Raw genomic sequence first — 21,551 nt, 5'->3', positions numbered from 1 at the left:
AAGCAAGAGGTCAATACCATGCTCGACAAGACCAAGGAAGACGCCGCCATCGACGAGGCCGCCATCCGTGAGGAAGTGCGCGCCATCAAGGATCGCGAGGGCCTGAGCTGGCAGCACATCGCCGACGAGAGCGGCGTGAAGCACGGCACCCTGACGCCGTTCATGGGCAACACGTACCGGGGCGATACCGGCCGCGTCGCCGCCGACCTCCAGCGCTGGCTGGAGACGCGCCGCGAGCGCGAGCACACCGCCGCCGTGTTGCCGGACGTGCCCAGCTTCATCATGACGCCGACCGCCCAGGACGTGCTGTCCACCCTGTCTTTCGCGCAATCGGCGCCGGACTTCGGCGTGATCGTCGGCGGCGCCGGCATCGGCAAGACCACGGCGATCGAGCACTACGCCCGGCGGAACTCCAATGTGTGGTTCCTCACCGCCGACCCGTCGATGGAGAAGGCGGCGAACGTGCTGTCCATCCTCGCCGAGGAGCTAGGTGTATCCGAACGGCGCAACGCCTTCATCTCCCGCGCCATCTCGGCCCGTGTGCGCGGCGCCAACGGCCTCGTCATCGTCGACGAGGCGCAGCACCTTGAGGCCAAGGCTTTCGACCAGCTGCGCACCACGGTGCTCGACCTTGGCAAATGCGGCATCGCCGTCGCCGGTAATGAGAGCATGCTGGCCCGCCTGCAGGGCTCGGCCGACAAGCGCACGCAAGCCTTCGCCCAGCTGCACTCGCGCGTCGGTATCCGCAAGATGCAGCACGCCTCCAAGGCGGCGGACATCTGCCTCCTGCTCGACGCATGGGGTATCAGCGACGACGACGTCAAGACGCTGCTGAAGTCGATCGCCCGCAAGCCGGGCGCGCTGCGGATCATGAACAAGGTGATCCGGCTCGCCACCATGGTGAGCGCCGCCGGCTCGCCCTCCAGCATCAGCCGGAAGGACGTGAACACCGCGTGGTCGCAGCTTTCCTCGGTCGAGATCTGAGGGGGCAACGATGATCAAACGACCCGCTCAAGAGCTGATCAACGACGTCGATGCCCTTGCCCAGTTCTTCGCGAGGCACCTCTATTCGCCCGTCGAGCTGAGCGCCGATGCCAGCCTCACCTGCTATTCGCTGCTCATTGTCGTCGTCGATCGCCTGAAAGAGGCGGCGCAGATCGAGATCGATCTCGCCTGCCTTGAGGCGGTCGCCCGCGACCTCGACGTGATCGACCGGCCGGCGACCCGCCCGCCGGTCGGTGCCGGCGGCTGGCTTCCGCGCCTCGATCCCCGCCCCCGCAGTGGGCATGGAAGCCCGCCCAATCAGGGCACCGGCGGGCAGCGGCACGCGAATGTCGTGCCGTTCCGCCGCCTGCCGCCGCGCCCGCTTTACGTGCCCGCCGGGCCGGGAGGTGCGGCATGACGGAAATCTCTGTCCGCGAGATCATCAGCGTCGTCGCCGATCATTTCGGGGTCGCGGCTGCCGAGATTGTCTCGCAGAGGATGCACCGCCAAGTTCTCTGGCCTCGCGTTGCCGTGGTCGGTCTCGCCGCCCGGCTGACGCCCTATACCCTTACCCATATCGGCCGAGCGCTGGGTAATCGCGATCCTTCGACCATCTGCAGCTCGCGGCAGAAGTTCGTGGCGCGTTTGTCGTCGGACCCAGCTGCTGCGCGCGAGATCGAGGCGATCGAGACCGCACTCCTACAGCGCAGCACCGGCAGGAACGGCGAGCACCAGGCCGTGACGGAGCTGGCGGCGCTGGAACGCGAGATCGCCAGCCGTGCCACGGAAGCGCGCCGAGCCCAGGCACTGGCCGAGGCTGGCGAGCGCCGGCTCGCCACCGTTCGAAACGCCCACGCCATCGTGGCTACAGCGCGCCGGCTCGCCAGCGTCGAGCGAGCGGCGCGAGACGGCATGCCGGCGGCGATGCGTAAACGCGACGCTGCCATGGCCGAACTGCTCAGGCTCGCGGGTGACGCCCATGTCTGAAACCGTCGCCACCATCACGCTCGATCAGGTGCTCGATACCGCCCGCGCCGTGGTGAACCACAAGTCGACGCGGCCGGCCATCGGCGTCCCGGTCACGCACACCGTCGCCATGGCGCACACCGTGTGCGGGCTCGACGACATCGCCAAGCTGGCGGCCGATCTTCTTGCCGCCAGCGCCAAGCATGCCGCCGCCGGCGCCGCCGGCGACATCGACGCGGAAGTAGCCGCGCTCGAACAGCTCTCCGACATCGAAGCCGAGCTCACCGGGAGCCTGCAGGCGCTCGGCTACCTCACTCTCACGACCAAACAGGAGGCCGACCATGGCCGATGACGTGACCGCCGCCGCCGCAGCCATCGCCGTGCCTCCGGGCTTGATCGAGGTGAACGGCAAGTTCTACCTGGAAGACCACAAGGGCGTGCTCGTCCCGGTCGAGAACGTGAAGGCCGAAGACCGCCTCGAAGACGAGATCGTCCGCAAGATCTTCTCCTATGCCGAGCCGCTCTCCGACGAGATCGCCCGTTTCAAGGCGCACACCTTCGACGACGTGCGCTCGCTGCAGAGTTTGCTGGCGCAGGAATATGGCGCGTCGCCGGGTGGCGAGAAGGGCAACGTCACCCTCACGTCCTTCGACGGGCTGTTGAAGGTGCAGGTTGCCATCGCCGAGCTGATCGAGTTCGGCGCCCAGCTGCAGACCGCGAAGGTGCTGGTGGACGATTGCCTGCGCGAGTGGTCGGCAGACAGCCGCGCCGAGATCCGCGCCATCATCACCCGCGCCTTCTCGGTCGATCAGGCCGGCAAGGTGAAGCGTGCGGACCTGCTCTCGCTGCAGCGCCTCGACATCGACGATCCGCGCTGGAAGGAGGCCATGCGCGCGGTGAAGGACAGCATGAAGCCTGTCGGCACCAAGGAATATGTCCGCTTCTACCGCCGCGCCACGCGCGAGGGCCGGTGGGAAGCGGTCACCATCGATCTGGCAGCGGCGTGAGGGGGCGACGATGAACTCACCCGCAACCGCATTGCCGTGGGCGCAGTCCGACAGCCGGCCCGATCTGCTGTTTCACGACAGCGTCGGCATGATCGACGTCAAGCAACCGATCGGCCGGTTCAAAAACCCGCAGGACGCCGAATTCGTCATCGGCGCGCTCGACTGCCTCACCGAGCTTTCCGAGCAGATCACCGCCCTTCGCTCGGCCTTCGGGGCGCCGGGCGACTGGGGTTACGACAGTCCGCAGGGACAGGCGCTTTTCGCCATCTACAAGTCGGGCGCCGTGCTCACTCACGTCATGGCCCCGCCCAAGCCGGCCAAGAGCGAGGTGACGCCATGAAGGGCGCGGCACGTCATTCTAAGCTCTATGTCGTGACTTCTGAGGGCATCCGCTTTGGCGAGGTTCTGCACCACCCCAAGAAAGGTGCCGATTTTTACCGCATTCGCGTCCGCATCCATGGTGTGTGGAGCGTGCTCACCGCGGTCAACCCGAGGCTCGTTTATCGGAGTTTGAAAGCTGCCGCCCGCGCTCGCAGCGAGGTGACGTCATGACCAAGCTCATTGACCGCCAGCGGGCCGCCAAACTCACCAACGCCATGGTCAACGCGCTTGACCTGCTCGCCACGCGCGGCAGTGCCATGCGCTACCGGGTAGGCTGGGGCTTCGGCTCCATGGCTGGCCCGATCATTCCGCCCATCACCATGGACGCGCTCGCCGCCCGTGGCCTCGTCCGCACCCGTCACAGCGGCGCCGACCTCACCAAGGAAGGCCGCAGAACCCACGCCGAACTGAGGGCCGCAGCATGAGCGAGCGCGATGACGAAACGAAAGTCGATCCCGCCCCGAGCGACGTCGAGATAGAGCTGGCGGAATACTGGGAGCACCTCTGCGCGTCCGGCCGCGCGACCGGCGTGCCGGCCAATGTGTTCCGCCGGCTGTTGGACCGCATGCGAGCCGATGCCGCCCTCAGGGCGAGATCGGAAGGGCTGCTGACCGCCTTGACGTGGATAGCTCACACGGGACGGGAAGATAGCCACGGCGGGTTCAAATTGCTGACTGCGAGTGAGTACGTGACCCACGCGCAGGAGGCCATCGCCGCCTACCGGCAGGGGGGCGAGTGTCTTGGTCCCGAGACGAAGGGGTTGTCATGACGCCCGTTCTCTCGCGCGGCGTGGCCGCCCGTCTCGATCCCTTCATGCCGTTCGCGGACGGGATCTGCTTTGACGACTGCTTTGCCCTGGCGGCCGGCACCGTCGCGATGCTGCGTGGTCGCGGTCTCGTCTGGCTTACCCGGCTGTGCATCGACAACCCCGGCGAGGAATACCGTTACCCCGCCGGCTACGTCATCGCCGCCGATCGGCGAGACGCCGAGCTGATCGCCGATGCCCGCGGGCTCGGCGAGACCGTGCTCGGATGCTGGGAGGCATCGTGATGGTCGCCTACAGCTTCAAGAGCGCCTTCGTCGACGACATAGCCGCACTGCGGAAGCGGCAGACCATTCGCCTGCCGCGCCCGCGCCATGCCCGCCCCGGCGAGGATATCCAGATCTTCGCGGGCATGCGGACGAAGCATTGCCGGAAGATCATCCCGGATCCGCGCTGCGTCGCCGTTGACAACCTCGTGCTCGATCTGCGCCCCGGCCATCTGGCGCACCTTGAGATCAACGGCGTCGTGCTCGACCTCGACGGGCCCGAGGCCGACGCCTTCGCGATCGCGGACGGCTTCAGCCGCCCACTCGGTGTCCGGCCAATCGAGTTCTTCGGCACATGGTGGGCTCGCACGCACCGGCCGGCGCTGTTCGAAGACCTCGTGATCATTCGCTGGGAGTCGCAGCCATGAAGACGTTCCAAGCTTGGGAACTAATCACGCCTGAGAAGGCCGACGTCATCAGGGCCATCATCGGTCTGGCCGTAGCGGAGGGCTGGACGCTCGCCGAGTTCCTCGACCGGGTGAAGCCGCTCTTCGAACCGCCGGCCGAGGATGCCGCCACTCTCGGAGGCGGATCCTTGGAGCCCGGCGACTGATGCCCCGCGCCGGCACCCCGTCGACGCTGCCGCTGCTCGCTTGGCCCGAGCTGCAGCGCATCGCGGAGATGGAGTGCCGGCGCGCCGCCCTTCACCGCCGCCTTCTCCACATGGCCCCTCGTAGCCGGCACCGGCTGCGTACCGAATCCGAAATCGCCGCCCTGACCCGCGAAATCCTCGCGCTCGACATCACCCTGCGGAGGGAGCCGAAATGCTAGCCGTGCCTCTCGCGACCAACCAGCAGAAGGCCGCCATCCACGCGCTGAAGACGCGCGCCGGCCTCGACGACGATCATTACCGCGACATGCTGCGCCAGCAGGTGAGCGCCACCAGCTCGAAGAACCTCACCCGCGATCAGGCCGGCCGCGTCATCGAGCATCTGAAGCTGATCGCCGGCCAGAGCAACGCCCCGGCGAAGAAGAAGCCGCTGGCCGAGGGCGCGCTGGCGCTGGACGGCCCCTATGCCGGCGTCTGCCGCGCGCTGTGGCTGGCGGGTTGGAACCTCGGCGTGTTCGAGGATCGCCGCGACACCGCCCTTGTCGCCTTCGTCGAGCGCCAGACCGGCCTGAAGGCGATGAACTGGCTGCGCGACGAGAAGGACGGCCGCGCCGTCGTCGAGGCGCTGAAGGCGTGGATCGGCCGCACCACCGACGTGGCGTGGGACGCCGACGCCAAGATGCTGCGGCTGCGCGGCATCAGCATCGCGCGCTGGCGCAAGCTCGCCGTGGTGCGGGCCCAGTGCCGCAAGCTCGCCGAGCCGGCGCCGGCCGACCTCGACGCCAAGAGCAACGACGAGCTGAACCGCTTGCAGGCCGAGCTGGGCCGGCGCGTGCGCCGCCTGGGCGAGCGGAGGAAGCGGGCATGAAGTTCCTCCGCAATCATCCGCGCCGCCGTAGCGTCTCCATCACCGACGTGAACTGGAAGTCGGCCGACCTCGCAATCATGGACTTCGACCTCACCATGCAGGGTTATGAGCTGGCCGGCGTCCGACTCCATCTCTGCCGCGACGGCACGTACACGGCCCGCGTAGTTTGGCGCCGGCGCGACACCGGCATCTCCGTGGTCTACTCGGAGCAAGGGCTGGCGCTGCAATGACCCTGCCTCGCCCGGTCGGCGCCATCGCGCGCTTCGCCCAGATCCTCGGCCCCGAGGCCGCCATGCTGCTCGCCGAGACGAAAGGCGGCACGCGCGTTTATGTGCCGAAGAGCCCGGCTGGTTCGGAGCTGGCGGCGCTGATCGGCGACGAGGCGGCGGCGAAGCTGTCGCAGCGCTGGCCGGGCGAGCAGATCAAAATCCCGGTTGCACGGGACTGGCGGGCGGCGGCATATAGGCTCGCTGGTTGGACCTATGACGAGATCGCGGTTCGCCTTGGTATTGACAGGGCGACGGTTCACCGCATCCTTCAGGCCCAGGAACTGGTCATCCGCCAGCTTGATCTATTCAGGAAGGACTAGGCCGCAGATGCGGCCATGAACGCCAACGTTCCCGTCGTTCACTTTCAGGGCTCCCCAAATCCGGGCGGAGCCCTTTTTCATGACCGTCACCGAAATTCAGAAGCTCCTCGCGGCGCATGGGTGGCTGTCGGGGCCTGTCGATGGTGTGTTCGGCCCCAAGACCAAGGCCGACGTCATAGCCTTCCAGAAGGCGAACAGGCTGGTGGCCGATGGCATCGTCGGCCCGAAAACCGAGGCGGCGCTGAAGGCCGCGCCGAACCCCGCGCCAGCGGCGGCTCCGAGCCGGCTTCGCACGGCCGCCGGCGTGCTCACCGCCGTGGGCGTGCTGGCGGTCGGCCTGGTCGGCGGCTGGGAGGGGCTGAAGCTCGCCAGCTACCGCGACATCGTCGGCGTGTGGACGGTCTGCTACGGCGAAACCCGCGGCGTCACCTCCGGCATGCGTTTCACGAAAGAACAGTGCGACGCCAAGCTCGTTGACGGGCTCGAAGAGTTCGAGACCGGCATGCGCGCGTGCCTCAACAACCCCGACGCCATCCCGGCCAAGCCTTACGTGGCCTTCCTTTCGCTGGCCTACAACGTCGGCGTCGGCACCTTCTGCAAATCCTCGATCGCGACCAAGGCCAACCGCGGCGACCTGCTCGGCGCCTGCAAAGCCATCCCGCTCTACAACAAGGCCGGCGGCAAGATCGTCCAGGGCCTCGTGAACCGACGCGCCGACGAGCAGGCGCTTTGCCTCTCCGGCATCAACTAGTTCTCTGGAGTCCCTTATGCGCCTTCCCCGCATCGCCTTTGCCGTTCTCTGCCTCGCCATCGTCGCCGCTGTGCCGGCGCGCGCGGCTGACGCCGTGCTTTCCGCCGGCGTCGTATTCGATGCCGTCCAGCCCTATCTGCAAGCGACCGTATCGGCCGCCGTCATCGCCATCCTGACGTGGGGCGCCGCCGCCTTCCAGCGTTGGACCGGCATTCAGGTCGAGGCCAAGCACCGCGAGGCATTGCACTCGGCGGCCATGACCGGCGTGTCCTGGGCGCTCGACAAGGTCGGCGCCCGGCTTGACACGCTGACGGTGGATACCCGCTTGCGAGTGCTCGCGCAGGCGGCGCAGTGGGTGGAAACCTCGGTGCCCGATGCCGTGCGCTCGCTCGGCGTCACGCCCGACAAGATCGAGACGCTCGTCGCCGCCAAACTTGGCGCCTTGATCGCCGGCGCGAAGTGAGGCCGGCGACGCATGGAAGAGTTGCGTGGGTGGATCGCGCCGATCGTGTCTTTGGCGATGCTGGCGACCACATGGTTCCTGGCGTCACGTAGCGCGCGGCGTTCGGAAATCACCGAGCTGGAATTGGCGAACGTCAAGCTGCGCGAGCAGCTTGCCGACGTCGATCGGCGGCTCGGCGCAGCGGAAATGACCATCAGGCACCTGCCCGACAAGGACATGAGCCATCGCCTTGAGATGGCGATCGCCCGGCTGGAAGGCCGGATGGAGACCATGGACGAGCGATTGAAGCCGGTCGCGGTCATGGCGGCCCGCGTGCAGGAACGGATGTTCGAGGAGACGAGATGAACGACGCGGGCAACCGGCAGGCCAAGCGCGAAGCATTCCTAATGGAGGAGGCTCGGCTGATCATCCTGAAAGAACTCGCTCAGGACGTTAGCGGCAGCGCCACCTCGTCGTGGCTGGAGGCCGTAATCCGCGACGAATTCATGATCCCGCGCGATCGCGCCTGGGTGCATCGCCAGCTCGATTATCTCGCGGAGATGGGCGCGGTGGCGGTGAAGGATGCCGGCACGGTGAAGGTCGCGACCCTGCTGCACGCGGGCCGGCGTCATGTGAACCGCGAGATCGCCATTGAGGGCGTGAAGCGCCCGTCCGATCCGGTGGCCTGATCATGGCCGGCCGAGGGCGCCTCAACAGTCTCGATCTCCTTCCGCCTGAGGCGGAAGACGATGTCGTCTGGGCCTGCCAGCAACTGGCGGCGCGCACCCGCACGATCTCGGATATCCATTTCGAGTTCAACGATCGGCTCGAAGCCAAGGGTATCGAGACTGTTTCGCGCTCGGCGTTCTATCGCGCGGCGGCGGACAGGGCGGCGGCCCAGACCCGCATGCAGCGTGCAAGGGAGATGTTTAAGGGCATCGCCAGTGAGTTCACCGCCGAGGACGTCGATGAGAACACCATTATCCTCGGCGAGTTTATCAAGACGCTCATCATTGAACTGACGCACGACGCCGCCGGCGTAAAGACGCCGAAGGCCGCTATGGAGCTGGCACGGGCGTTCCAGGCCACCGTCGCCGCCCAGAAGATTTCCACCGATCGGCGCCAGAAGATTGAGGCAGCGGCAAAGGCGAAACTGGAGAAGGTTGCCGTGGCCGCCGTCGCGGGCGCTGTCGGCGCCGGCGCGACCGTCGATCCGGTTGAACTGCTCAACCAAATTCGTCAGGGCATCTACGGGATGTTCGACGAATGAGCCACCCTTTCGGCAGCGGGCCCGCCGTCCCGCTCTACCGCTACCAGCGTCGCTGGCTACGCGATCAGGCCCGCTTCAAAGCCGCCATGTTTTCTCGGCAGAGCGGCAAGACGTTCACCACCACGCTAGAGGTTGCCGACAATTGCTACGAGGCGGTCGCTCGTGGTCGCCGCGAGCGCTGGGTGATCCTATCGCGTGGCGAGCGTCAGGCGCGCGAGGCCATGGAGGAAGGGATCAAGCGGCACTGCGCCGCCTATAAGCTCGGGTTCGAGGCCGCAGAGTATGACTGGAAGGGCGACGCCGGCAGCTACAAGGCGCTGGAAGTCACCCTGCCGCACGGCTCGCGCATCACCGCTCTGCCGGCAAATCCCGACACCGCCCGTGGCTTCTCGGCCAACGTCTTCCTCGACGAGTTCGCGATCCACAAGGATTCGAAAGAAATCTGGGGCGCCTTGTTCCCTGTCGTCTCGAAGCGCGGCCTCAAGCTGAGGGTAACATCGACCCCGAAGGGGAAGGGCAACAAGTTCTACGAGATCATGACCTCCGACGATCCGGTGTGGTCGCGCCATGTCGTCGACATCTATCAGGCCGTCGCGGATGGGCTGGACCGCGACATCGAGGAGCTGCGTCGCGGCCTCGCCGACGAGGATCTCTGGGCGCAGGAATACGAGCTGAAATGGCTGGACGAGGCGAGCGCCTGGCTGTCCTACGACCTCATCAATTCCTGCGAGGATGAGTTGGCCGGCGACCGCGACCTGTACGAGGACGGCGTGTGTTTCGTCGGCGTGGACATAGGCCGGCGCAACGACCTCTTCGTCATTCAGGTGTTGGAGCAGGTCGGCGACGTGCTGTGGGATCGTGAGCGCATCGAGCTGAAGCGCGCCACCTTCGCCAACCAGGACGAAGCGCTGGACGAGGTGATGCGGCATTACCGCGTCGGGCGCGTGTGCATGGATCAGACCGGCATGGGCGAGAAGCCAGTCGAAGACGCGCAGCACCGGTACGGTTCCTCCCGTGTCGAGGGCGTCCTCTTCACCGGCCCGAACAAGCTGGTGATGGCGACCGCCGGCAAGGAGCGGTTCGAGGATCGTACGCTGCGCATCCGCGAGGGCGATCAACCGCTACGCTCCGATCTGCACAAGCTCCGCAAGGTAGCCTCCCCCACAGGCGCTCCGCGCTTCGTCGCCGAGCGTGACGATGACCACGCCGACCGTACCTGGGCGATGTTTCTTGCCATCAACGCGGCAGGAACCCCGGCGTCCTACGGCTACCGACCTGCCCGCATAAAACGGGCCGGCCCGTTCGACTCGCCCGGCGGCGGGTGGAACCGGCCGAACTATGATGGTGATCACGGCCGGCGCGGTGGATGGTGATGGCACGCTTCAGTCCGATCCTCGACATAGATGGCAAGCCGATCGACAAGGCCGCGCTGCTGGACGAGCGCAAGGCGGTGCCGACCCTGACCGGCGTCCGCTCGCCCATCTCCGGTCACCCGGCCGATGGCCTTCGTCCCGATCGGCTGGCGGCGATCCATCGCGCGGCGGCGAGCGGCGATCCGCTGCGCTACTTCGAGCTGGCCGAGGACATTGAGGAGCGCGATCCGCACTACCTCGCTGTGCTCTCCACCCGGAAGCGGCAGGTCTCGCAGATCCCGGTGACCGTCGTTGCGGCCGGCGAGGATTCGCAGTTGGAGGAACACGCGGACTTCGTCCGCCAGTGGCTGGCGACCAATGTGCTGGCGGAATCGCAGTTCGACATGCTCGACGCGATCGGCAAAGGCCTGTCCATCCTTGAAATAGAATGGGAGGCGCGGCCGGGCTGGGTGACGCCACGATGCCTGCATTGGTGCGACCCGCGCTGGTTCGCCCTCGACGATGTGTCGCTCGACGAGCCGCTGCTGTACGACGCCAACGGCACCAAGGAACCGCTCGATCCGAACCGGTACGTTGTGCACCGGCATAAGGCGAAAAGCGGACTGAGCATCCGTGGCGGCCTTGCGCGCATCGCGTCCTGGTCGTGGATGTACAAGGCATTCACGCTGCGCGACTGGAACATCTTCGTCCAGAACTACGGCATGCCGATCCGCATCGGCAAATATGACGGCGCCGCGTCCGAGGCCGATAAAGAAACCGTCTTTCAGGCGGTGCGCTCGATCGCCGGCGACCTCGCCGCGATCATCCCGGCCTCGATGTCGATCGAGTTCGTCGAGGTGAAGAATGCGGCGGACGGTTCGGCGCTGTATGAAAAGCGTGCCGACTGGATGGACCGGCAGATTTCCAAGCTGGTGCTCGGCCAGACTGCGACCACGGATGCGGCGCCGGGCTCGCACGCGATCGGCTCGACGCACCGCCTCGTGCAGGAAGACCTGGAGCGCTTCGACGCGGCGCTGCTCTCGGCGACGCTCAATCGCCAGCTCATCCGCAAGATGGTGGCCTTCACCTTCGGGCCGCAGGAGAAGTATCCGACCCTTGTCATCGGACGCCCGGATGAGCTGCCGATTGGCGTCGTCGTCGAAGCTCTCGCCAAGCTCGGGCCGCTCGGGTTGGAGGTCGAAGAGAGCCAGGTGCTCGATCGCCTCGGTTTCACCGCCAAGGCCGAGAGCGTCGACGGTAAAACCGGCGGCAAGCCGGTGCGGGTGATCGGCGGACGCGCACCGGCCCCGGCGCCGGTGCCAGCCGATCCGGCCGTGCCGCCAGCGAAGCAACCGCCCGCCCAGCCGCCGACGCTGCACGGCAGGCTGCTCGCCAGCCTGATCGAGTTGCATGCGGCCGAGCCGGACCACGTCGAGCTGCTGACCAACCGCCTGTCGGCCGAGGCCGCCGGCGCGATCGCCGGGCTCTCCCTTCAGGTGCGCTCGCAGTTCGAGGCTGCCAGCGACATGACCGACCTGATGGCGCGGATCGACAGGCTGAAGCTCGACGCCGGCGAGCTGCGCGAGGTGATGGGGCGCGCCATGGCGCTCGCGTACATGGTCGGGCAGGCCGCGATCGTCGACGAGATGCGCCATGGATAGCGGCAGGCGCCTCGCCTGCTGCGTTCCCTTCTGCCGGCGAACGCGGGGTGTTCGCAAAGGTGAGACCGGACTGCCGTCCGAATGGATATGCGGACCGCACTGGGCCGGCGTGCCGCGCGCCCTCAAGCGGCGCAAGAGCCTGAACTTCCGGTTCATCCGGCGGGAAATGCGGCGGCAACCGCTCGCCAGTCAGTGGTGGCGCCTGCCGCCCGGCTCGGCCGAGCGGATCAAGGCCATCGGTATGTGGCGGGTCGCCGGCGCGATTTGGGATCGTTGCAAGCGCGCCGCGATCGAAGCGGCTGGGGGGATCGCGTGACCACCACCGTCACCGCCCTCGACCTCAAGTTCGACGAGGCCATCGCCTATCTGCGGCAGAAGACGAACACGACGTCGGAGCACTGGACGGACGTCTATGCTGCGGAGAACGTCCGCGCCTTCACCGTCGCCGGCGCCGGCACCGACGCCCTGGTCGGCGATTTCCGCAAGGCGGTTACGAAGGCGCTGGAAACCGGCACCTCGCTGCGCGACTTCCGCGACGACTTCGACGCCATCGTCGATAAGCATGGCTGGATCCACAACGGGACGCCCGGCTGGCGCTCGCGCATCATCTTCGAGACCAACCTGTCGACCGCCTATTCGGCCGGCCGCTATGCCCAGCAGACCGAGCCGGAAACGCTCGCAGCGTTCCCCTACTGGGAATATGTGCATTCGGGCTCGGCTCATCCGCGAGAGGCGCACAAGGCGCTGAACGGCAAGATCTACCGGGCGGATGATCCATGGTGGGACACCTATTACCCGCCGAACGGCTGGGGCTGCGGTTGCAGGGTGCGGCCGGTGTCGGCGCGTGGTCTCGCTCGCATGGGAATACGCGGTCCTGTCCTTCCGGCGCCGACGATCGAGACCCGCCAATGGGTTAACCCGCATACGGGCGAGATCAAATATGTGCCGGTCGGCATCGATCCCGGCTTCGAGCACAATCCCGGCCGAGCGTGGAAGGCCGAGCGTGTGCAGCTACCCGCGAATGCGACGCTGCAGCCGAGCCCCGGCGCACCCTCGCCGCAGGTGCCTACCACGCCGGCGCCCGCGCCACGCCAGCCGAAGCAGAAGGAACTCGACCTCGGCCCGGCGCCGGTCCAGCCGGCCGCGCGCCCGGCGCGTTCCCGGCCAGCGCCGGCGCCCGATCCCAATCGGCCGGCATGGCCGTGGGAGGCAGAGCCCCGCCGCGCCGCCATGGACATCTCTATAGACACGCGCGCAATGGAGCTGGCGAAGCAACTCGGTGTCTTCAAAAACAAAACCGAGGCACGCCGTCTTGCCAACGAGCTGATGGCCGGCGTCCCGCCGGAGCTGAAGGTGAGCCCGAAATGGACCGCCTATGGCGAGCGGCTGATGCTCGACATGCGGCACCCCGAAGCCATCCTGCAGCGCTCATTCTGGCGCGAGGGCACGCGGCTGATCGTGGAGCACGACTATTTCTGGCTGCACAGTCGGTTCCAGGGCGGCGGCAATGCGGTGCGGATGCTGCGCACCGCCTTCGCGACCTATGACCGGATCGGCGTCCGCGAGGTCCGCGTGCATGCCAATCTCGACAAGGGCGGGTATGTGTGGGCGAGGAACGGCTTTTCCCCTCGCGACCCGGACAGCATGCGGTACGACCTGCGTCGCTCCGCCCAGTGGCTCGACGACGCGCGGCGCGACGAGCTGCTTGACGTGGTGGGCTCGTCTTCCGATCTCGAATTGATGTATGATGTGTCGATGTTGCGTGACGGCAACGACAAATGGGGCGAATCCCTGCTGCTTGGTTCCGACTGGTACGGTTACGCGGATCTGCTGGAGCCCAGGCAGCGAGAGCTTCTGGCGCGTGCTCTGTCCCGAGGGAAGTGATGAAGGCGGTAATCTACGATTTCGTCGAGCTGAAGCACGACCGCTCCGAGCTGGTCGATGGCAGCGACGAAGTTCTGCGCGAGGAGGAGCGTGTGTCCGACGCTCATCGGCGCAGCTCCGCCTATGGGCTGCTGCGACGTGCGCAGGACACCCGGCGCGCCGAGGCCGGCGACGATAGTCCCAAAAACGAGCGTCCCGCAGCGGCCGAATGAGCGGCGTCACCCTTCAGACGCAAGTCGTCGGCGATGCCGCCATCCGCGCTTTCGCCCAGTTGCGCGGCGTGGTGTCGGACACCGCCCCGATCATGCGGGCGATCGGCACCGCTCTAGTCGAAAGCACCCACACGCGTTTCGAGAAGGCCGTCGATCCCGAGGGCAACGCCTGGGAGCCGCTGAACCCGCTCTATGAGAGCATCAAGCGCGGCCCCGGCATCTTGCGCGAGAGCGGCATGCGCGGCGGCCTGATGGGCTCGATCACCCGGCGCGCCACGCACGACAGCGTCGAGATCGGCACCAACAAGATCTATGCCGCCGTCCACCAGTTCGGCGCCGTCATCCGTCCGGTGCGGGCGCGCAAGCTGCGCTTCTGGCTCTCCACCGGCCTCGTCGCCGCCGAAGAGGTGACGATCCCCGCGCGCCCCTATTTGGGCATCAGCGACGAAGACGAGTTGACGATCTATGAGACGCTGGTTGATGCTCTCGACCGGGCGATCGGCCTCGGGCGTTGACATCGATGTGCCGTCCGCACCTCTTCACCGGGCTCTAACATGCCGGTAAGAGGCGTAAGAGGCCTCCGGGGCGGCTTTTCGGAGGGCTCCCGCTAGATCGGCCCGTATCGCCCCCGCCAGCCCGCCAGCGTCGCGCCTTCCAGATAGGTCTACAGGCCGCATATGCGGCCATGAACAGCCGGACGGTGTCCCGGCAAATTGGCGGGTATGGACCCCGTCATCCTCTTCTCGCAGCTTCCCGCCGGCGCCACCGCGCCGGACTGGGTGCATCTCGTCCCGGCCGGCGAATTTCGCGGCGTGGACGGACGCGGCCCCTTCGTGCTGCGCGACGCGGCACAGGTGATCCGCAATTCGCTCGCCGCAACGGGCGGCCGGTTGCCGATCGACGAGAACCACTCCATCGACCGCCTTGCCCCGAAGGGCGAGCCCTCTCCCGCGCGCGGGTGGATCGTGGAGCTGCAATCCCGCGATGACGGGATCTGGGGCAAGGTCGAGTGGACCGTCACCGGCGCCGCCCTGGTCGCCGACCGCGCTTACCGTGGCCTGTCGCCGGCGCTGACCCGCCGGCCGGACGGCAACGAGGTGACCGGCGTCCTGCGCGCGAGCCTCACCAACATCCCGAACCTTTCCAGCCTCACCACTCTCCACGACCGGAGCGAAGACATGGACTTTCTCGCACGGGCGCGTCAGGCGCTCGGGCTCGGCGCCGATGTGGCCGAGGCCGATGTACTGACCGCCATCGCCGCCCAGAAGACGGTGATCGACACCCACAGCACCCAGCTTGCCGGCATCCGTAAGGCGGCCGGCCTCGCCGACAACCTCGCGCCCGACGCCATGGTGATCGAGCTGCAGACCCGCCAGTCGGCCGGCGACACCGACATCGCCAAGCTGCGTACCACGGTGCTGGAACTGCAGACGCAGCTGACCACCCAGCATAACGACGCGGCGAAGAGGGAAGCCACGCGGGTGATCGACGAGGCCATTGCTGCCGGCAAGACGGCCATCGTGCCAATCCGCGATCACTACATCGAGCGGCACATGAAAGACCCGGCGGGCGTCGAGAAGGAACTCGGCGCGATGGTGTCGCTCCATTCCGGCCGTGTCGTCGTCCCGCCCAAGGACAAGAACGATCCGGCGTCGGGCCTGACGTCGGACCAGATCGAGCTGTGCTCGCAGATGGGCCTCACCACCGAACAGTTCATCGCGAGCCGCAAGTCGCTCGGAATGGAGAACATCTGACATGACGGCCCTGACCGCCGAGCGTGACACCCCCTATCGCGACAGCCGGGAGTTCTATTTTCCCGTCGCTGCCGCGAAGAAGATCTTCCAGGGCGCCCTTGTGGCTCTCGATGCCGCCGGCAACCTGACGCCGGGCGCGACCGCGACCACGCTGCACGGCGGCTTCATGGCGGCCGAGACCATCGACAACACGGCCGGAGCTGCCGGCGCGGCGAGCGCGCGCGTGCTGCGCGGGTGCTACCGCTTCGAGAACTCGGCGGCCGGCGACGCCATCACGCGGGCCGACATCGGTACCAACTGCTACATCGTCGACGATCAGACCGTCGCGAAAACCAACGGCACCAACACCCGCAGCGTCGCCGGCATCGTCCGCGATGTCGACGCGCAGGGCGTGTGGGTCGAGTTCTGAGCGGAGCGACGGGCATATGATCATCAATCGCGCCAACCTCTCCAACCTGTATGTCGGCTTCAACGCCGCATTCCAGCGCGGCCTCGGGCAGGCCGCCCCCATGTGGGAGCGCATCGCCACCCGCGTGACCTCGACCACCAAGACCGAGGAATATGGCTGGATCGGCAAGATCCCGAACATGCGGGAATGGATCGGCGATCGTCAGGTGCAGAACCTGTCGAACTCCGGCTATTCCGTCACCAACAAGGATTTCGAGCTGACCATCGGTGTCGATCGCAACGACATCGAGGATGACACGCTCGGCATCTATTCACCGCTGTTCGAGGAAATGGGCCGCTCGTCCGGCGCCAATTACGACCAGCTCTCCTGGGCGCTGCTGAAGGCGGGTTTCGCCACCCCCTGCTATGATAAGCAGTACTTCTTCGACACCGATCACCCGGTGCTCGACGAGAACGGCAAGGTCATCTCGGTGGCCAACACCGATGGCGGCGCGGGCACGCCGTGGTTCCTCGTCGACAATTCCCGCGCCCTCAAGCCGCTACTGCTGCAGGTCCGCAAGAACATCCAGCTCGTCCGCAAGGACCGCGAAGACGATGACAATGTCTTCGAGCGCAAGCAGTTCCTGTACGGCGTGGATGGCCGGCACAATGTCGGCTTCGGCTTCTGGCAGTTCGCCTGGGGCTCGAAGCAGACCCTCAACGCGGCGAACTATGCGATCGCCCGCGCCGGCCTGTCCGGCATGAAGGGCGACTACGGCCGCCCGCTGGGCCTCATGCCCAAGCTGCTGATCGTGCCGCCGGCGCTGGAGAGCGCTGGCCGCAAGCTGCTGAACAGCGAGAACGCGGCCGGCGGCGAAACCAACGAGTGGAAAGGCACCGCCGAGCTGCTCGTCGTGCCGTGGCTGGCCTGAGCGGAGCGCGCACCATGAAGCACGTCGTCATCATCTGCGCCCAGCCCGGCTTCCGCCGCGCGGGCATCGAACACCCGGCGCGCAAGGTCTATGCGCCGGGTGAGCTTTCCGACGAGCTGATCGAGCGCCTGCGCGGCGAGCCGCTCCTCTCCGTGACCTTCGCCGATAACCCTGAGAGCGCAACAGCCGGGCCGGCGGACGGGACTTTGCCGTCCGCCGGCCGAGGCGAGGTCGACACGCTCGCGGTGGTGTTGATCGCCTCCGGTGCGCCTGGGGCGCTCGCCGGGCTGATCGCGAAGGAGGTTTACGACCTCGCGGAGGTGGCCGTTGTCGGCCATCTCCCGCCGCTCACCTTCGTCGAGAGCGCGTCCGCGCGTGCCCGCCGTCTCCTCGAGGAGCACGGCTTCACGGTCGGATCGGGTGGATTTCTGAAGGTCGCGCCGCCGGCGGAAGCCGATGGCCATGATGCACAGCCGGAGCCCGAGGCGGGTGCGCCGGCGTCGGGCTCCGAGGTCTCCAGCCTCCCGGATGGGGTCTCCAGCCTCGCCGTGCCGACGTCGGAAGCCGGCGTGGCAACGGGGGGCGCATCTGCGGCCGACCCTGTCGTTACGTCGGAAACCGGCGAGGCGACGGAGGCGGCAACTGCGGCCGCCCCCGTCGCCGCCAAGGCGCGACGAGGGGCGAAAGTAACCGCCCCTTAAGACCCCTCTCACGCGCCTCTTCGCGCGCCGGAACTCACCATGTACGCGACCGTCGCCAACATGATCGCCCGCTACGGGGAGGTGGAGATGATCCGCTTCTCCGTCGCCGATGGCGACATCCCGGACGCGGTGATCCCGGCGCGCATCGAGAGCGCGCTTGCCGACGCCTCCCTGCGGATCGATAGCCGTCTGAGGCTTCGCTATGCGACACCCGTTTCGCCGGCCCCCATGGAGCTGCAGCGCGCGGCTTGCGTGCTCGCTCGATTCGATCTGGCTCATGGTGGTGATCGTGAGCCGACCGAGCAGATGCGACTGGCGTGCAAGGAAGTCCTGTCGTGGCTCGACCAGCTGGCCACGGGCGAGGCCTCGCTTGAGGGTGTCGCGCCGCTGGCCACCGGCAGCTCCGCGCGGGCCTCCGACCGGACGCCGGCCTTCGTCATGCGCCGCGATGGAGGGCTCTGACATGGCCGAGCCTGTCCGCCATCTCGATCCGATCAGCGAGATCAGCGTCGCCATCGCCTTGTTGCTGGCGCCCTATTTCCCGGCGGCCAAGTGGAACGGCACGCCGGCGATCGTTGGCCTGCCGTTCTCTCCAGAGCAGTTCAAGCGGCTCGCCGACACCACGCCGCGCCTGCATATCGGCTGGGAAGGCGTGAAGCCGTCCGGCGCCGGCCGCTCTTTCAAGGGCACGTTCACTTTCCGACTGATCATCGTCGTGAAGAACACCGGCCGAAGTGGCCCGATGCTGGGCGACAAGCTCGGCCCCGGCATCTACCCGTCCGTCATGGCGGCCGTCGCCGCGCTGCACGGTCGGACGCTGAACGGCATCGGCAGCATTGAGGTGACCGACGCCAATCAGGCGACCGTCGACGGCTGGCGCGAGATCGGCGCCGCCGCCGGCATCGTCTCCTTCACCATCAATAACGGGCTCGGCGACCTGCTCGGCGAGGGCGAAGCCGCGCCGCAGTTCCTTCGCCTCGTATCCGACTTCGACGTCGTCACCGATCCCGATCCCGACGCCGTGCCGGCTTTGCCGATGCGCGGCGACGCCAACCTGCCGCCTGTGGGAGACAGCGAATGAGCCTGAAACCCTTCCTCGTCCCGACCACCGGCGCCCCGATCCCCGGCCCCGATGGCGATCTGCCGATAGAGGGCGACTACGTCCACCTCGACTCCTTCTGGCGCCGGCGCCTCGCCGATCAGGAGGTGACGGTTGGCCAGCCCCCGAAAGCGGCCGAGGCCACCCCCGACGCCACCAGCCCGGCCGACAAGGCCGCCAAGACGAAGTGAGGTGAGCCGTGTCGCTTACGTTCGATGAAATCCCCTATGACTGGCAGAAGCCGGGCGTCTACACCGAGGTCAAGCCGGTCTATGACCGCATGGGCCTTACCGAGTATCCGGCGCGCACGCTGATCGTCGCCCAGAAGCTCGCCGCCGGAACCGCCGTCGCCGGCACCCTGTACCCGATCACCCGACCCGAGGAAGGCATCGCCTATTGCGGCGCCGGATCGGTCGGCGCCGACATGGTGAAGGCGTACAAGGCGGCCAACCGCACCACCGAGGTATTCTTGACCGCGCTGGCCGATGCCGGCGCCGGCGTCGCGGCCACGGGCACGCTCACCTTCGTCGGCGTCCCGACCACCGGCGGTGCCCTCGCGCTCTATGTCGAGGAAACCCGTATCCCGCTGGCGCTGACCGCCGGCCAGACGGTGGCCGCCATGGCGACGGCCGCCGCCGCCGCGATCAATGCGCTCACCGATCTTCCGGTCACCGCCTTGGCGGCCGCCGGCGTCGTCACCCTGACGGCCAGGCACAAGGGCGAGGTTGGCAACGGCATCTCGCTCGCCGTCGCCCGCACCATCGGCGACACCATCCCGGCCGGCACCACCGTCACGGTCGTCGCCATGGCCGGCGGCGCCACCAATCCCGACGTCCAGACGGTGCTCGACGCCATCGCCAACGAGTGGTTCACCGACATCGTCTTCCCGTGGGACGACGCCACCAATCTCGGCAAGATCGCCGCCGACTTCGCCGAGCGCTACAAGGCGATGGGCCGCAAGGATGCGCACGCCTATATCGGGTCGAAGGGCATCTATTCCGACCTCGTCACCAAGGGCGCGATCACCAACAGCCCGTTCATCTCGATCATCGGCGCGAAGGGCTCGCCCTCGGCGCCGTGGAAGTGGGCGGCCTCGCTCGCCGGCGTCGCTGCCTTCCAGCTCGCCAACGATCCCGCCCGCCAGCTGCGCTCGCTTGTGCTGACCGGCATCGTCGCGCCCGATTCCAAGGACTGCTTCATCGACAGCGAGCAGAACCTCCTCTTGAAGAAGGGCATCTCGACGTTCAACCGGGTGTCGGGCGGTACGGTGACGATCGACCGGGTGGTGACGACGTACAAGGTTTCGAACCTCAACGTCGCCGACACCGCCTGGATGGACATCATGGTCCCGAAGACGGCGAGCCGGATCCGCTACGACTGGAGCGCCTATTTCACGCTCACCTATCCGCGCGCGAAGCTGGCGAAAGACAACTCGCTGGCGGCCGAGCACGCCGACGCCGTCGTCACGCCCAAGCGCGCCCTCGGCAGCTGGGCGGCCCGCTGCACCCTCTATGAGCGGCGCGGCTGGATCGAGCAGTCCTCCGAGACGGTCTCGCGCTCGGTGTTCGAGTGCGACGACAGCAACAAGAACCGCCTGAACTCGCGCCTGCGCATCATCATCATCGGCAACATGATGGTGCTCGCCGGCTCGCTGGAATTCGAGGTCTGACGCGCTGCGGCGCGCAATAGGAGGAATGGGGCATGGCGCAGTCCCTTGGCATCATCGACATCCAGTGGAAAGGCACCAAGCTCGACGTGGAGCCCGGCGGGAAGCTGCTGCTCGGCGGCATGCAGAACAAGGGTGTCACCACCGGGCAGAAGCGCAAATTCGCACGGGAGTTCAAGGAGTCGATCATCACGGCCACGCGCACGTTCGATCGCGGCATGAGCGCCAGCGACCTTTACGATCCCGATGCGGGCGAACTGCAGGTGCATTGCGACACTGGCCAGATCTTCACCTTCCCCGACGCCTTCATGACCGAGCGGCCGGAGCTGACCGCCGGCGATGGTGGCAAGGCCGAGTGCAAATGGGAAGCCGGCCAGTATGAGGAGATCGTGTCTTGAGCACCCACAACAGCACCGCACCCATCGTGATCAGCGACGACGAGGAGCGGAGCCCGGCCCCGGCCTCTGCGGTCGTGGTCGATGACCACCCGGTTGTGGTTGTCGACGAAGACGCCGGCCTCGGCGGCGAGCTGCCGACCAGGGCGCAGCGCAATCCGAACGGCTCGGTCTCGCTGCCGCTGCGCCGGCCCGTCGCCATCCTCCGCAAATCGTCGCATCATGGCGATCGGCAGGAAACCATCGACGTCCTGACTTTCCGCGAACTCAACGGCGCGGATCTGCGCGCGGTGGCGGCGACTGCCGAGGCGCACAAGCCGATCGTGATGCTGGCGCGTTCCGCCGGCATCAATGAGGCTGTGATGGGCAAGGTCTACGACAACATGTCGGCGGCCGACATCGCCGACGCTTCGACGGTGGTGGCGTCTTTTTTCGGCGATGGCCCCAAGGGCAAGACCCGTTCGTGATCCTGGGCGGCCTCGCCGCCCTTAGCGGGTTCTCGGCCGAGGAGATCGAGAGCTTCGATTTCGAGCGGGCGCGGTTCTGGTGGAACTGCATCATGGCCTACCGAAAGCACGAGGCCGACCTCATCAAAGACAACTAGGAGCGTG

General features: G+C 67.1%; 38 protein-coding genes. All 38 read left to right on the top strand.

The annotated features are described in order from the left end of the window. Positions 1-18: 18 nt before the first annotated feature. Positions 19-984, top strand: coding sequence for an AAA family ATPase (locus tag KHC24_RS03700; protein WP_213359444.1), 966 nt, complete (start codon positions 19-21; stop codon positions 982-984). Between the two features lie 10 nt (positions 985-994). After that, positions 995-1,402 carry a hypothetical protein gene (locus KHC24_RS03695; RefSeq protein WP_213359442.1) on the top strand — a complete coding sequence of 136 codons (408 nt, stop codon included), beginning with the start codon at positions 995-997 and terminating at the stop codon, positions 1,400-1,402. Further along, positions 1,399-1,971, top strand: a complete 573-nt coding sequence (locus tag KHC24_RS03690; protein ID WP_213359441.1) for a helix-turn-helix domain-containing protein — start codon at positions 1,399-1,401, stop codon at positions 1,969-1,971. Before KHC24_RS03695 ends, KHC24_RS03690 begins: the two co-directional genes overlap by 4 nt. Continuing rightward, positions 1,964-2,302 carry a hypothetical protein gene (locus tag KHC24_RS03685; protein ID WP_213359439.1) on the top strand — a complete coding sequence of 113 codons (339 nt, stop codon included), beginning with the start codon at positions 1,964-1,966 and terminating at the stop codon, positions 2,300-2,302. Before KHC24_RS03690 ends, KHC24_RS03685 begins: the two co-directional genes overlap by 8 nt. Beyond that, the gene (locus KHC24_RS03680) at positions 2,292-2,957 is read left to right on the top strand and encodes a DUF3164 family protein (RefSeq protein WP_213359436.1); all 666 of its coding nucleotides are present in this window, start codon (positions 2,292-2,294) and stop codon (positions 2,955-2,957) included. Before KHC24_RS03685 ends, KHC24_RS03680 begins: the two co-directional genes overlap by 11 nt. A gap of 10 nt (positions 2,958-2,967) precedes the next feature. After that, positions 2,968-3,297: a hypothetical protein gene (locus KHC24_RS03675; protein ID WP_213359433.1), complete on the top strand. Its 330-nt coding sequence runs from the start codon at positions 2,968-2,970 to the stop codon at positions 3,295-3,297. Continuing rightward, positions 3,294-3,509: a hypothetical protein gene (locus KHC24_RS03670; protein WP_213359430.1), complete on the top strand. Its 216-nt coding sequence runs from the start codon at positions 3,294-3,296 to the stop codon at positions 3,507-3,509. The genes KHC24_RS03675 and KHC24_RS03670 overlap by 4 nt, the downstream gene beginning before the upstream one ends. Then, entirely contained in the window at positions 3,506-3,763 is a 258-nt protein-coding gene (locus KHC24_RS03665) for a hypothetical protein (RefSeq protein WP_213359429.1), read from the top strand. The genes KHC24_RS03670 and KHC24_RS03665 overlap by 4 nt, the downstream gene beginning before the upstream one ends. Continuing rightward, a complete protein-coding gene (locus KHC24_RS03660; RefSeq protein ID WP_213359428.1) occupies positions 3,760-4,107 on the top strand; it encodes a hypothetical protein in 348 nt (115 codons plus the stop codon). The genes KHC24_RS03665 and KHC24_RS03660 overlap by 4 nt, the downstream gene beginning before the upstream one ends. Next, the gene (locus KHC24_RS03655; protein WP_213359427.1) at positions 4,104-4,388 is read left to right on the top strand and encodes a hypothetical protein; all 285 of its coding nucleotides are present in this window, start codon (positions 4,104-4,106) and stop codon (positions 4,386-4,388) included. Before KHC24_RS03660 ends, KHC24_RS03655 begins: the two co-directional genes overlap by 4 nt. Further along, positions 4,388-4,795: an ASCH domain-containing protein gene (locus KHC24_RS03650; protein ID WP_213359426.1), complete on the top strand. Its 408-nt coding sequence runs from the start codon at positions 4,388-4,390 to the stop codon at positions 4,793-4,795. Before KHC24_RS03655 ends, KHC24_RS03650 begins: the two co-directional genes overlap by 1 nt. Further along, positions 4,792-4,980 (top strand): hypothetical protein, encoded by a 189-nt coding sequence (locus KHC24_RS03645; RefSeq protein WP_213359425.1) that lies wholly within the window; start codon positions 4,792-4,794, stop codon positions 4,978-4,980. The genes KHC24_RS03650 and KHC24_RS03645 overlap by 4 nt, the downstream gene beginning before the upstream one ends. After that, positions 4,980-5,198 carry a hypothetical protein gene (locus tag KHC24_RS03640; RefSeq protein ID WP_213359424.1) on the top strand — a complete coding sequence of 73 codons (219 nt, stop codon included), beginning with the start codon at positions 4,980-4,982 and terminating at the stop codon, positions 5,196-5,198. The genes KHC24_RS03645 and KHC24_RS03640 overlap by 1 nt, the downstream gene beginning before the upstream one ends. Further along, entirely contained in the window at positions 5,192-5,845 is a 654-nt protein-coding gene (locus KHC24_RS03635) for a regulatory protein GemA (RefSeq protein WP_213359422.1), read from the top strand. Before KHC24_RS03640 ends, KHC24_RS03635 begins: the two co-directional genes overlap by 7 nt. Next, positions 5,842-6,075 (top strand): hypothetical protein, encoded by a 234-nt coding sequence (locus KHC24_RS03630; RefSeq protein WP_213359420.1) that lies wholly within the window; start codon positions 5,842-5,844, stop codon positions 6,073-6,075. Before KHC24_RS03635 ends, KHC24_RS03630 begins: the two co-directional genes overlap by 4 nt. Before the next feature lie 62 nt (positions 6,076-6,137). Further along, positions 6,138-6,434, top strand: coding sequence for a helix-turn-helix domain-containing protein (locus KHC24_RS03625; protein WP_213359419.1), 297 nt, complete (start codon positions 6,138-6,140; stop codon positions 6,432-6,434). Between the two features lie 79 nt (positions 6,435-6,513). After that, complete coding sequence (locus KHC24_RS25385) at positions 6,514-7,185, top strand: glycoside hydrolase family protein (RefSeq protein WP_213359418.1); 672 nt, start codon at positions 6,514-6,516, stop codon at positions 7,183-7,185. Between the two features lie 16 nt (positions 7,186-7,201). Then, entirely contained in the window at positions 7,202-7,648 is a 447-nt protein-coding gene (locus tag KHC24_RS03615; RefSeq protein WP_213359417.1) for a hypothetical protein, read from the top strand. A gap of 12 nt (positions 7,649-7,660) precedes the next feature. Then, complete coding sequence (locus KHC24_RS03610; protein WP_271180644.1) at positions 7,661-7,993, top strand: DUF2730 family protein; 333 nt, start codon at positions 7,661-7,663, stop codon at positions 7,991-7,993. Beyond that, the gene (locus KHC24_RS03605; protein ID WP_213359415.1) at positions 7,990-8,316 is read left to right on the top strand and encodes a VpaChn25_0724 family phage protein; all 327 of its coding nucleotides are present in this window, start codon (positions 7,990-7,992) and stop codon (positions 8,314-8,316) included. The genes KHC24_RS03610 and KHC24_RS03605 overlap by 4 nt, the downstream gene beginning before the upstream one ends. Before the next feature lie 2 nt (positions 8,317-8,318). Continuing rightward, positions 8,319-8,897, top strand: coding sequence for a phage protein Gp27 family protein (locus tag KHC24_RS03600; RefSeq protein WP_213359412.1), 579 nt, complete (start codon positions 8,319-8,321; stop codon positions 8,895-8,897). Beyond that, positions 8,894-10,270 (top strand): terminase large subunit domain-containing protein, encoded by a 1,377-nt coding sequence (locus tag KHC24_RS03595; RefSeq protein WP_213359409.1) that lies wholly within the window; start codon positions 8,894-8,896, stop codon positions 10,268-10,270. The genes KHC24_RS03600 and KHC24_RS03595 overlap by 4 nt, the downstream gene beginning before the upstream one ends. After that, positions 10,270-11,910: a DUF935 domain-containing protein gene (locus tag KHC24_RS03590; protein ID WP_213359407.1), complete on the top strand. Its 1,641-nt coding sequence runs from the start codon at positions 10,270-10,272 to the stop codon at positions 11,908-11,910. Before KHC24_RS03595 ends, KHC24_RS03590 begins: the two co-directional genes overlap by 1 nt. Beyond that, the gene (locus tag KHC24_RS03585; RefSeq protein WP_213359405.1) at positions 11,903-12,226 is read left to right on the top strand and encodes a hypothetical protein; all 324 of its coding nucleotides are present in this window, start codon (positions 11,903-11,905) and stop codon (positions 12,224-12,226) included. Before KHC24_RS03590 ends, KHC24_RS03585 begins: the two co-directional genes overlap by 8 nt. After that, a complete protein-coding gene (locus KHC24_RS03580) occupies positions 12,223-13,794 on the top strand; it encodes a phage head morphogenesis protein (protein WP_213359402.1) in 1,572 nt (523 codons plus the stop codon). Before KHC24_RS03585 ends, KHC24_RS03580 begins: the two co-directional genes overlap by 4 nt. Then, the gene (locus tag KHC24_RS03575; RefSeq protein ID WP_213359399.1) at positions 13,794-14,006 is read left to right on the top strand and encodes a hypothetical protein; all 213 of its coding nucleotides are present in this window, start codon (positions 13,794-13,796) and stop codon (positions 14,004-14,006) included. The genes KHC24_RS03580 and KHC24_RS03575 overlap by 1 nt, the downstream gene beginning before the upstream one ends. After that, positions 14,003-14,521: a phage virion morphogenesis protein gene (locus KHC24_RS03570; protein ID WP_213359396.1), complete on the top strand. Its 519-nt coding sequence runs from the start codon at positions 14,003-14,005 to the stop codon at positions 14,519-14,521. The genes KHC24_RS03575 and KHC24_RS03570 overlap by 4 nt, the downstream gene beginning before the upstream one ends. A 207-nt stretch (positions 14,522-14,728) precedes the next feature. After that, positions 14,729-15,760, top strand: a complete 1,032-nt coding sequence (locus KHC24_RS03565) for a phage protease (RefSeq protein ID WP_213359393.1) — start codon at positions 14,729-14,731, stop codon at positions 15,758-15,760. Position 15,761: 1 nt separating this feature from the next. Beyond that, complete coding sequence (locus tag KHC24_RS03560; protein ID WP_213359391.1) at positions 15,762-16,169, top strand: hypothetical protein; 408 nt, start codon at positions 15,762-15,764, stop codon at positions 16,167-16,169. Between the two features lie 16 nt (positions 16,170-16,185). After that, on the top strand, positions 16,186-17,079 hold the full coding sequence (locus KHC24_RS03555) for a Mu-like prophage major head subunit gpT family protein (protein ID WP_213359389.1): 894 nt from the start codon (positions 16,186-16,188) through the stop codon (positions 17,077-17,079). Positions 17,080-17,093: 14 nt separating this feature from the next. Continuing rightward, positions 17,094-17,780: a hypothetical protein gene (locus KHC24_RS03550; protein WP_213359387.1), complete on the top strand. Its 687-nt coding sequence runs from the start codon at positions 17,094-17,096 to the stop codon at positions 17,778-17,780. A gap of 39 nt (positions 17,781-17,819) precedes the next feature. Next, positions 17,820-18,242, top strand: coding sequence for a DUF1320 domain-containing protein (locus KHC24_RS03545; protein WP_213359385.1), 423 nt, complete (start codon positions 17,820-17,822; stop codon positions 18,240-18,242). A gap of 1 nt (position 18,243) precedes the next feature. Next, positions 18,244-18,861, top strand: a complete 618-nt coding sequence (locus tag KHC24_RS03540; RefSeq protein ID WP_213359383.1) for a hypothetical protein — start codon at positions 18,244-18,246, stop codon at positions 18,859-18,861. Beyond that, complete coding sequence (locus KHC24_RS03535) at positions 18,858-19,070, top strand: DUF2635 domain-containing protein (RefSeq protein WP_213359381.1); 213 nt, start codon at positions 18,858-18,860, stop codon at positions 19,068-19,070. Before KHC24_RS03540 ends, KHC24_RS03535 begins: the two co-directional genes overlap by 4 nt. Before the next feature lie 8 nt (positions 19,071-19,078). Then, positions 19,079-20,548, top strand: a complete 1,470-nt coding sequence (locus KHC24_RS25520) for a phage tail sheath subtilisin-like domain-containing protein (RefSeq protein ID WP_271180643.1) — start codon at positions 19,079-19,081, stop codon at positions 20,546-20,548. A 32-nt stretch (positions 20,549-20,580) separates the two neighbouring features. Then, the gene (locus tag KHC24_RS03525) at positions 20,581-20,943 is read left to right on the top strand and encodes a phage tail tube protein (RefSeq protein WP_213359380.1); all 363 of its coding nucleotides are present in this window, start codon (positions 20,581-20,583) and stop codon (positions 20,941-20,943) included. Beyond that, on the top strand, positions 20,940-21,407 hold the full coding sequence (locus tag KHC24_RS03520; RefSeq protein ID WP_213359379.1) for a phage tail assembly protein: 468 nt from the start codon (positions 20,940-20,942) through the stop codon (positions 21,405-21,407). Before KHC24_RS03525 ends, KHC24_RS03520 begins: the two co-directional genes overlap by 4 nt. After that, positions 21,404-21,544, top strand: a complete 141-nt coding sequence (locus KHC24_RS03515; protein WP_213359378.1) for a hypothetical protein — start codon at positions 21,404-21,406, stop codon at positions 21,542-21,544. Before KHC24_RS03520 ends, KHC24_RS03515 begins: the two co-directional genes overlap by 4 nt. The last annotated feature ends 7 nt before the right edge of the window (positions 21,545-21,551 follow it).

The sequence above is a fragment of the Ancylobacter defluvii genome (assembly GCF_018390605.1).
Classification (GTDB): Bacteria; Pseudomonadota; Alphaproteobacteria; order Rhizobiales; family Xanthobacteraceae; genus Ancylobacter; species Ancylobacter defluvii.
This window is presented reverse-complemented; position numbering and strand designations above follow the sequence as displayed.

Excerpts from the sequence above, each read along its gene's own strand:
- KHC24_RS03600 (WP_213359412.1), top strand. The coding sequence starts at position 8,319 with ATGGCCGGCCGAGGGCGCCTCAACAGTCTCGATCTCCTTCCGCCTGAG.
- KHC24_RS03540 (WP_213359383.1), top strand. The coding sequence starts at position 18,244 with ATGGCCGAGCCTGTCCGCCATCTCGATCCGATCAGCGAGATCAGCGTC.
- KHC24_RS03695 (WP_213359442.1), top strand. The coding sequence starts at position 995 with ATGATCAAACGACCCGCTCAAGAGCTGATCAACGACGTCGATGCCCTT.
- KHC24_RS03595 (WP_213359409.1), top strand. The coding sequence starts at position 8,894 with ATGAGCCACCCTTTCGGCAGCGGGCCCGCCGTCCCGCTCTACCGCTAC.
- KHC24_RS03690 (WP_213359441.1), top strand. The coding sequence starts at position 1,399 with ATGACGGAAATCTCTGTCCGCGAGATCATCAGCGTCGTCGCCGATCAT.
- KHC24_RS03550 (WP_213359387.1), top strand. The coding sequence starts at position 17,094 with ATGAAGCACGTCGTCATCATCTGCGCCCAGCCCGGCTTCCGCCGCGCG.
- KHC24_RS03560 (WP_213359391.1), top strand. The coding sequence starts at position 15,762 with ATGACGGCCCTGACCGCCGAGCGTGACACCCCCTATCGCGACAGCCGG.
- KHC24_RS03640 (WP_213359424.1), top strand. The coding sequence starts at position 4,980 with ATGCCCCGCGCCGGCACCCCGTCGACGCTGCCGCTGCTCGCTTGGCCC.
- KHC24_RS03685 (WP_213359439.1), top strand. The coding sequence starts at position 1,964 with ATGTCTGAAACCGTCGCCACCATCACGCTCGATCAGGTGCTCGATACC.
- KHC24_RS03535 (WP_213359381.1), top strand. The coding sequence starts at position 18,858 with ATGAGCCTGAAACCCTTCCTCGTCCCGACCACCGGCGCCCCGATCCCC.
- KHC24_RS03625 (WP_213359419.1), top strand. The coding sequence starts at position 6,138 with ATGCTGCTCGCCGAGACGAAAGGCGGCACGCGCGTTTATGTGCCGAAG.
- KHC24_RS03700 (WP_213359444.1), top strand. The coding sequence starts at position 19 with ATGCTCGACAAGACCAAGGAAGACGCCGCCATCGACGAGGCCGCCATC.
- KHC24_RS03570 (WP_213359396.1), top strand. The coding sequence starts at position 14,003 with ATGAGCGGCGTCACCCTTCAGACGCAAGTCGTCGGCGATGCCGCCATC.
- KHC24_RS03610 (WP_271180644.1), top strand. The coding sequence starts at position 7,661 with ATGGAAGAGTTGCGTGGGTGGATCGCGCCGATCGTGTCTTTGGCGATG.
- KHC24_RS03665 (WP_213359429.1), top strand. The coding sequence starts at position 3,506 with ATGACCAAGCTCATTGACCGCCAGCGGGCCGCCAAACTCACCAACGCC.
- KHC24_RS03650 (WP_213359426.1), top strand. The coding sequence starts at position 4,388 with ATGGTCGCCTACAGCTTCAAGAGCGCCTTCGTCGACGACATAGCCGCA.
- KHC24_RS03615 (WP_213359417.1), top strand. The coding sequence starts at position 7,202 with ATGCGCCTTCCCCGCATCGCCTTTGCCGTTCTCTGCCTCGCCATCGTC.
- KHC24_RS03555 (WP_213359389.1), top strand. The coding sequence starts at position 16,186 with ATGATCATCAATCGCGCCAACCTCTCCAACCTGTATGTCGGCTTCAAC.
- KHC24_RS03590 (WP_213359407.1), top strand. The coding sequence starts at position 10,270 with ATGGCACGCTTCAGTCCGATCCTCGACATAGATGGCAAGCCGATCGAC.
- KHC24_RS03575 (WP_213359399.1), top strand. The coding sequence starts at position 13,794 with ATGAAGGCGGTAATCTACGATTTCGTCGAGCTGAAGCACGACCGCTCC.
- KHC24_RS03675 (WP_213359433.1), top strand. The coding sequence starts at position 2,968 with ATGAACTCACCCGCAACCGCATTGCCGTGGGCGCAGTCCGACAGCCGG.
- KHC24_RS25385 (WP_213359418.1), top strand. The coding sequence starts at position 6,514 with ATGACCGTCACCGAAATTCAGAAGCTCCTCGCGGCGCATGGGTGGCTG.
- KHC24_RS03635 (WP_213359422.1), top strand. The coding sequence starts at position 5,192 with ATGCTAGCCGTGCCTCTCGCGACCAACCAGCAGAAGGCCGCCATCCAC.
- KHC24_RS03660 (WP_213359428.1), top strand. The coding sequence starts at position 3,760 with ATGAGCGAGCGCGATGACGAAACGAAAGTCGATCCCGCCCCGAGCGAC.
- KHC24_RS03525 (WP_213359380.1), top strand. The coding sequence starts at position 20,581 with ATGGCGCAGTCCCTTGGCATCATCGACATCCAGTGGAAAGGCACCAAG.
- KHC24_RS03565 (WP_213359393.1), top strand. The coding sequence starts at position 14,729 with ATGGACCCCGTCATCCTCTTCTCGCAGCTTCCCGCCGGCGCCACCGCG.
- KHC24_RS03605 (WP_213359415.1), top strand. The coding sequence starts at position 7,990 with ATGAACGACGCGGGCAACCGGCAGGCCAAGCGCGAAGCATTCCTAATG.
- KHC24_RS03670 (WP_213359430.1), top strand. The coding sequence starts at position 3,294 with ATGAAGGGCGCGGCACGTCATTCTAAGCTCTATGTCGTGACTTCTGAG.
- KHC24_RS03655 (WP_213359427.1), top strand. The coding sequence starts at position 4,104 with ATGACGCCCGTTCTCTCGCGCGGCGTGGCCGCCCGTCTCGATCCCTTC.
- KHC24_RS03630 (WP_213359420.1), top strand. The coding sequence starts at position 5,842 with ATGAAGTTCCTCCGCAATCATCCGCGCCGCCGTAGCGTCTCCATCACC.
- KHC24_RS03680 (WP_213359436.1), top strand. The coding sequence starts at position 2,292 with ATGGCCGATGACGTGACCGCCGCCGCCGCAGCCATCGCCGTGCCTCCG.
- KHC24_RS03645 (WP_213359425.1), top strand. The coding sequence starts at position 4,792 with ATGAAGACGTTCCAAGCTTGGGAACTAATCACGCCTGAGAAGGCCGAC.
- KHC24_RS03545 (WP_213359385.1), top strand. The coding sequence starts at position 17,820 with ATGTACGCGACCGTCGCCAACATGATCGCCCGCTACGGGGAGGTGGAG.
- KHC24_RS03585 (WP_213359405.1), top strand. The coding sequence starts at position 11,903 with ATGGATAGCGGCAGGCGCCTCGCCTGCTGCGTTCCCTTCTGCCGGCGA.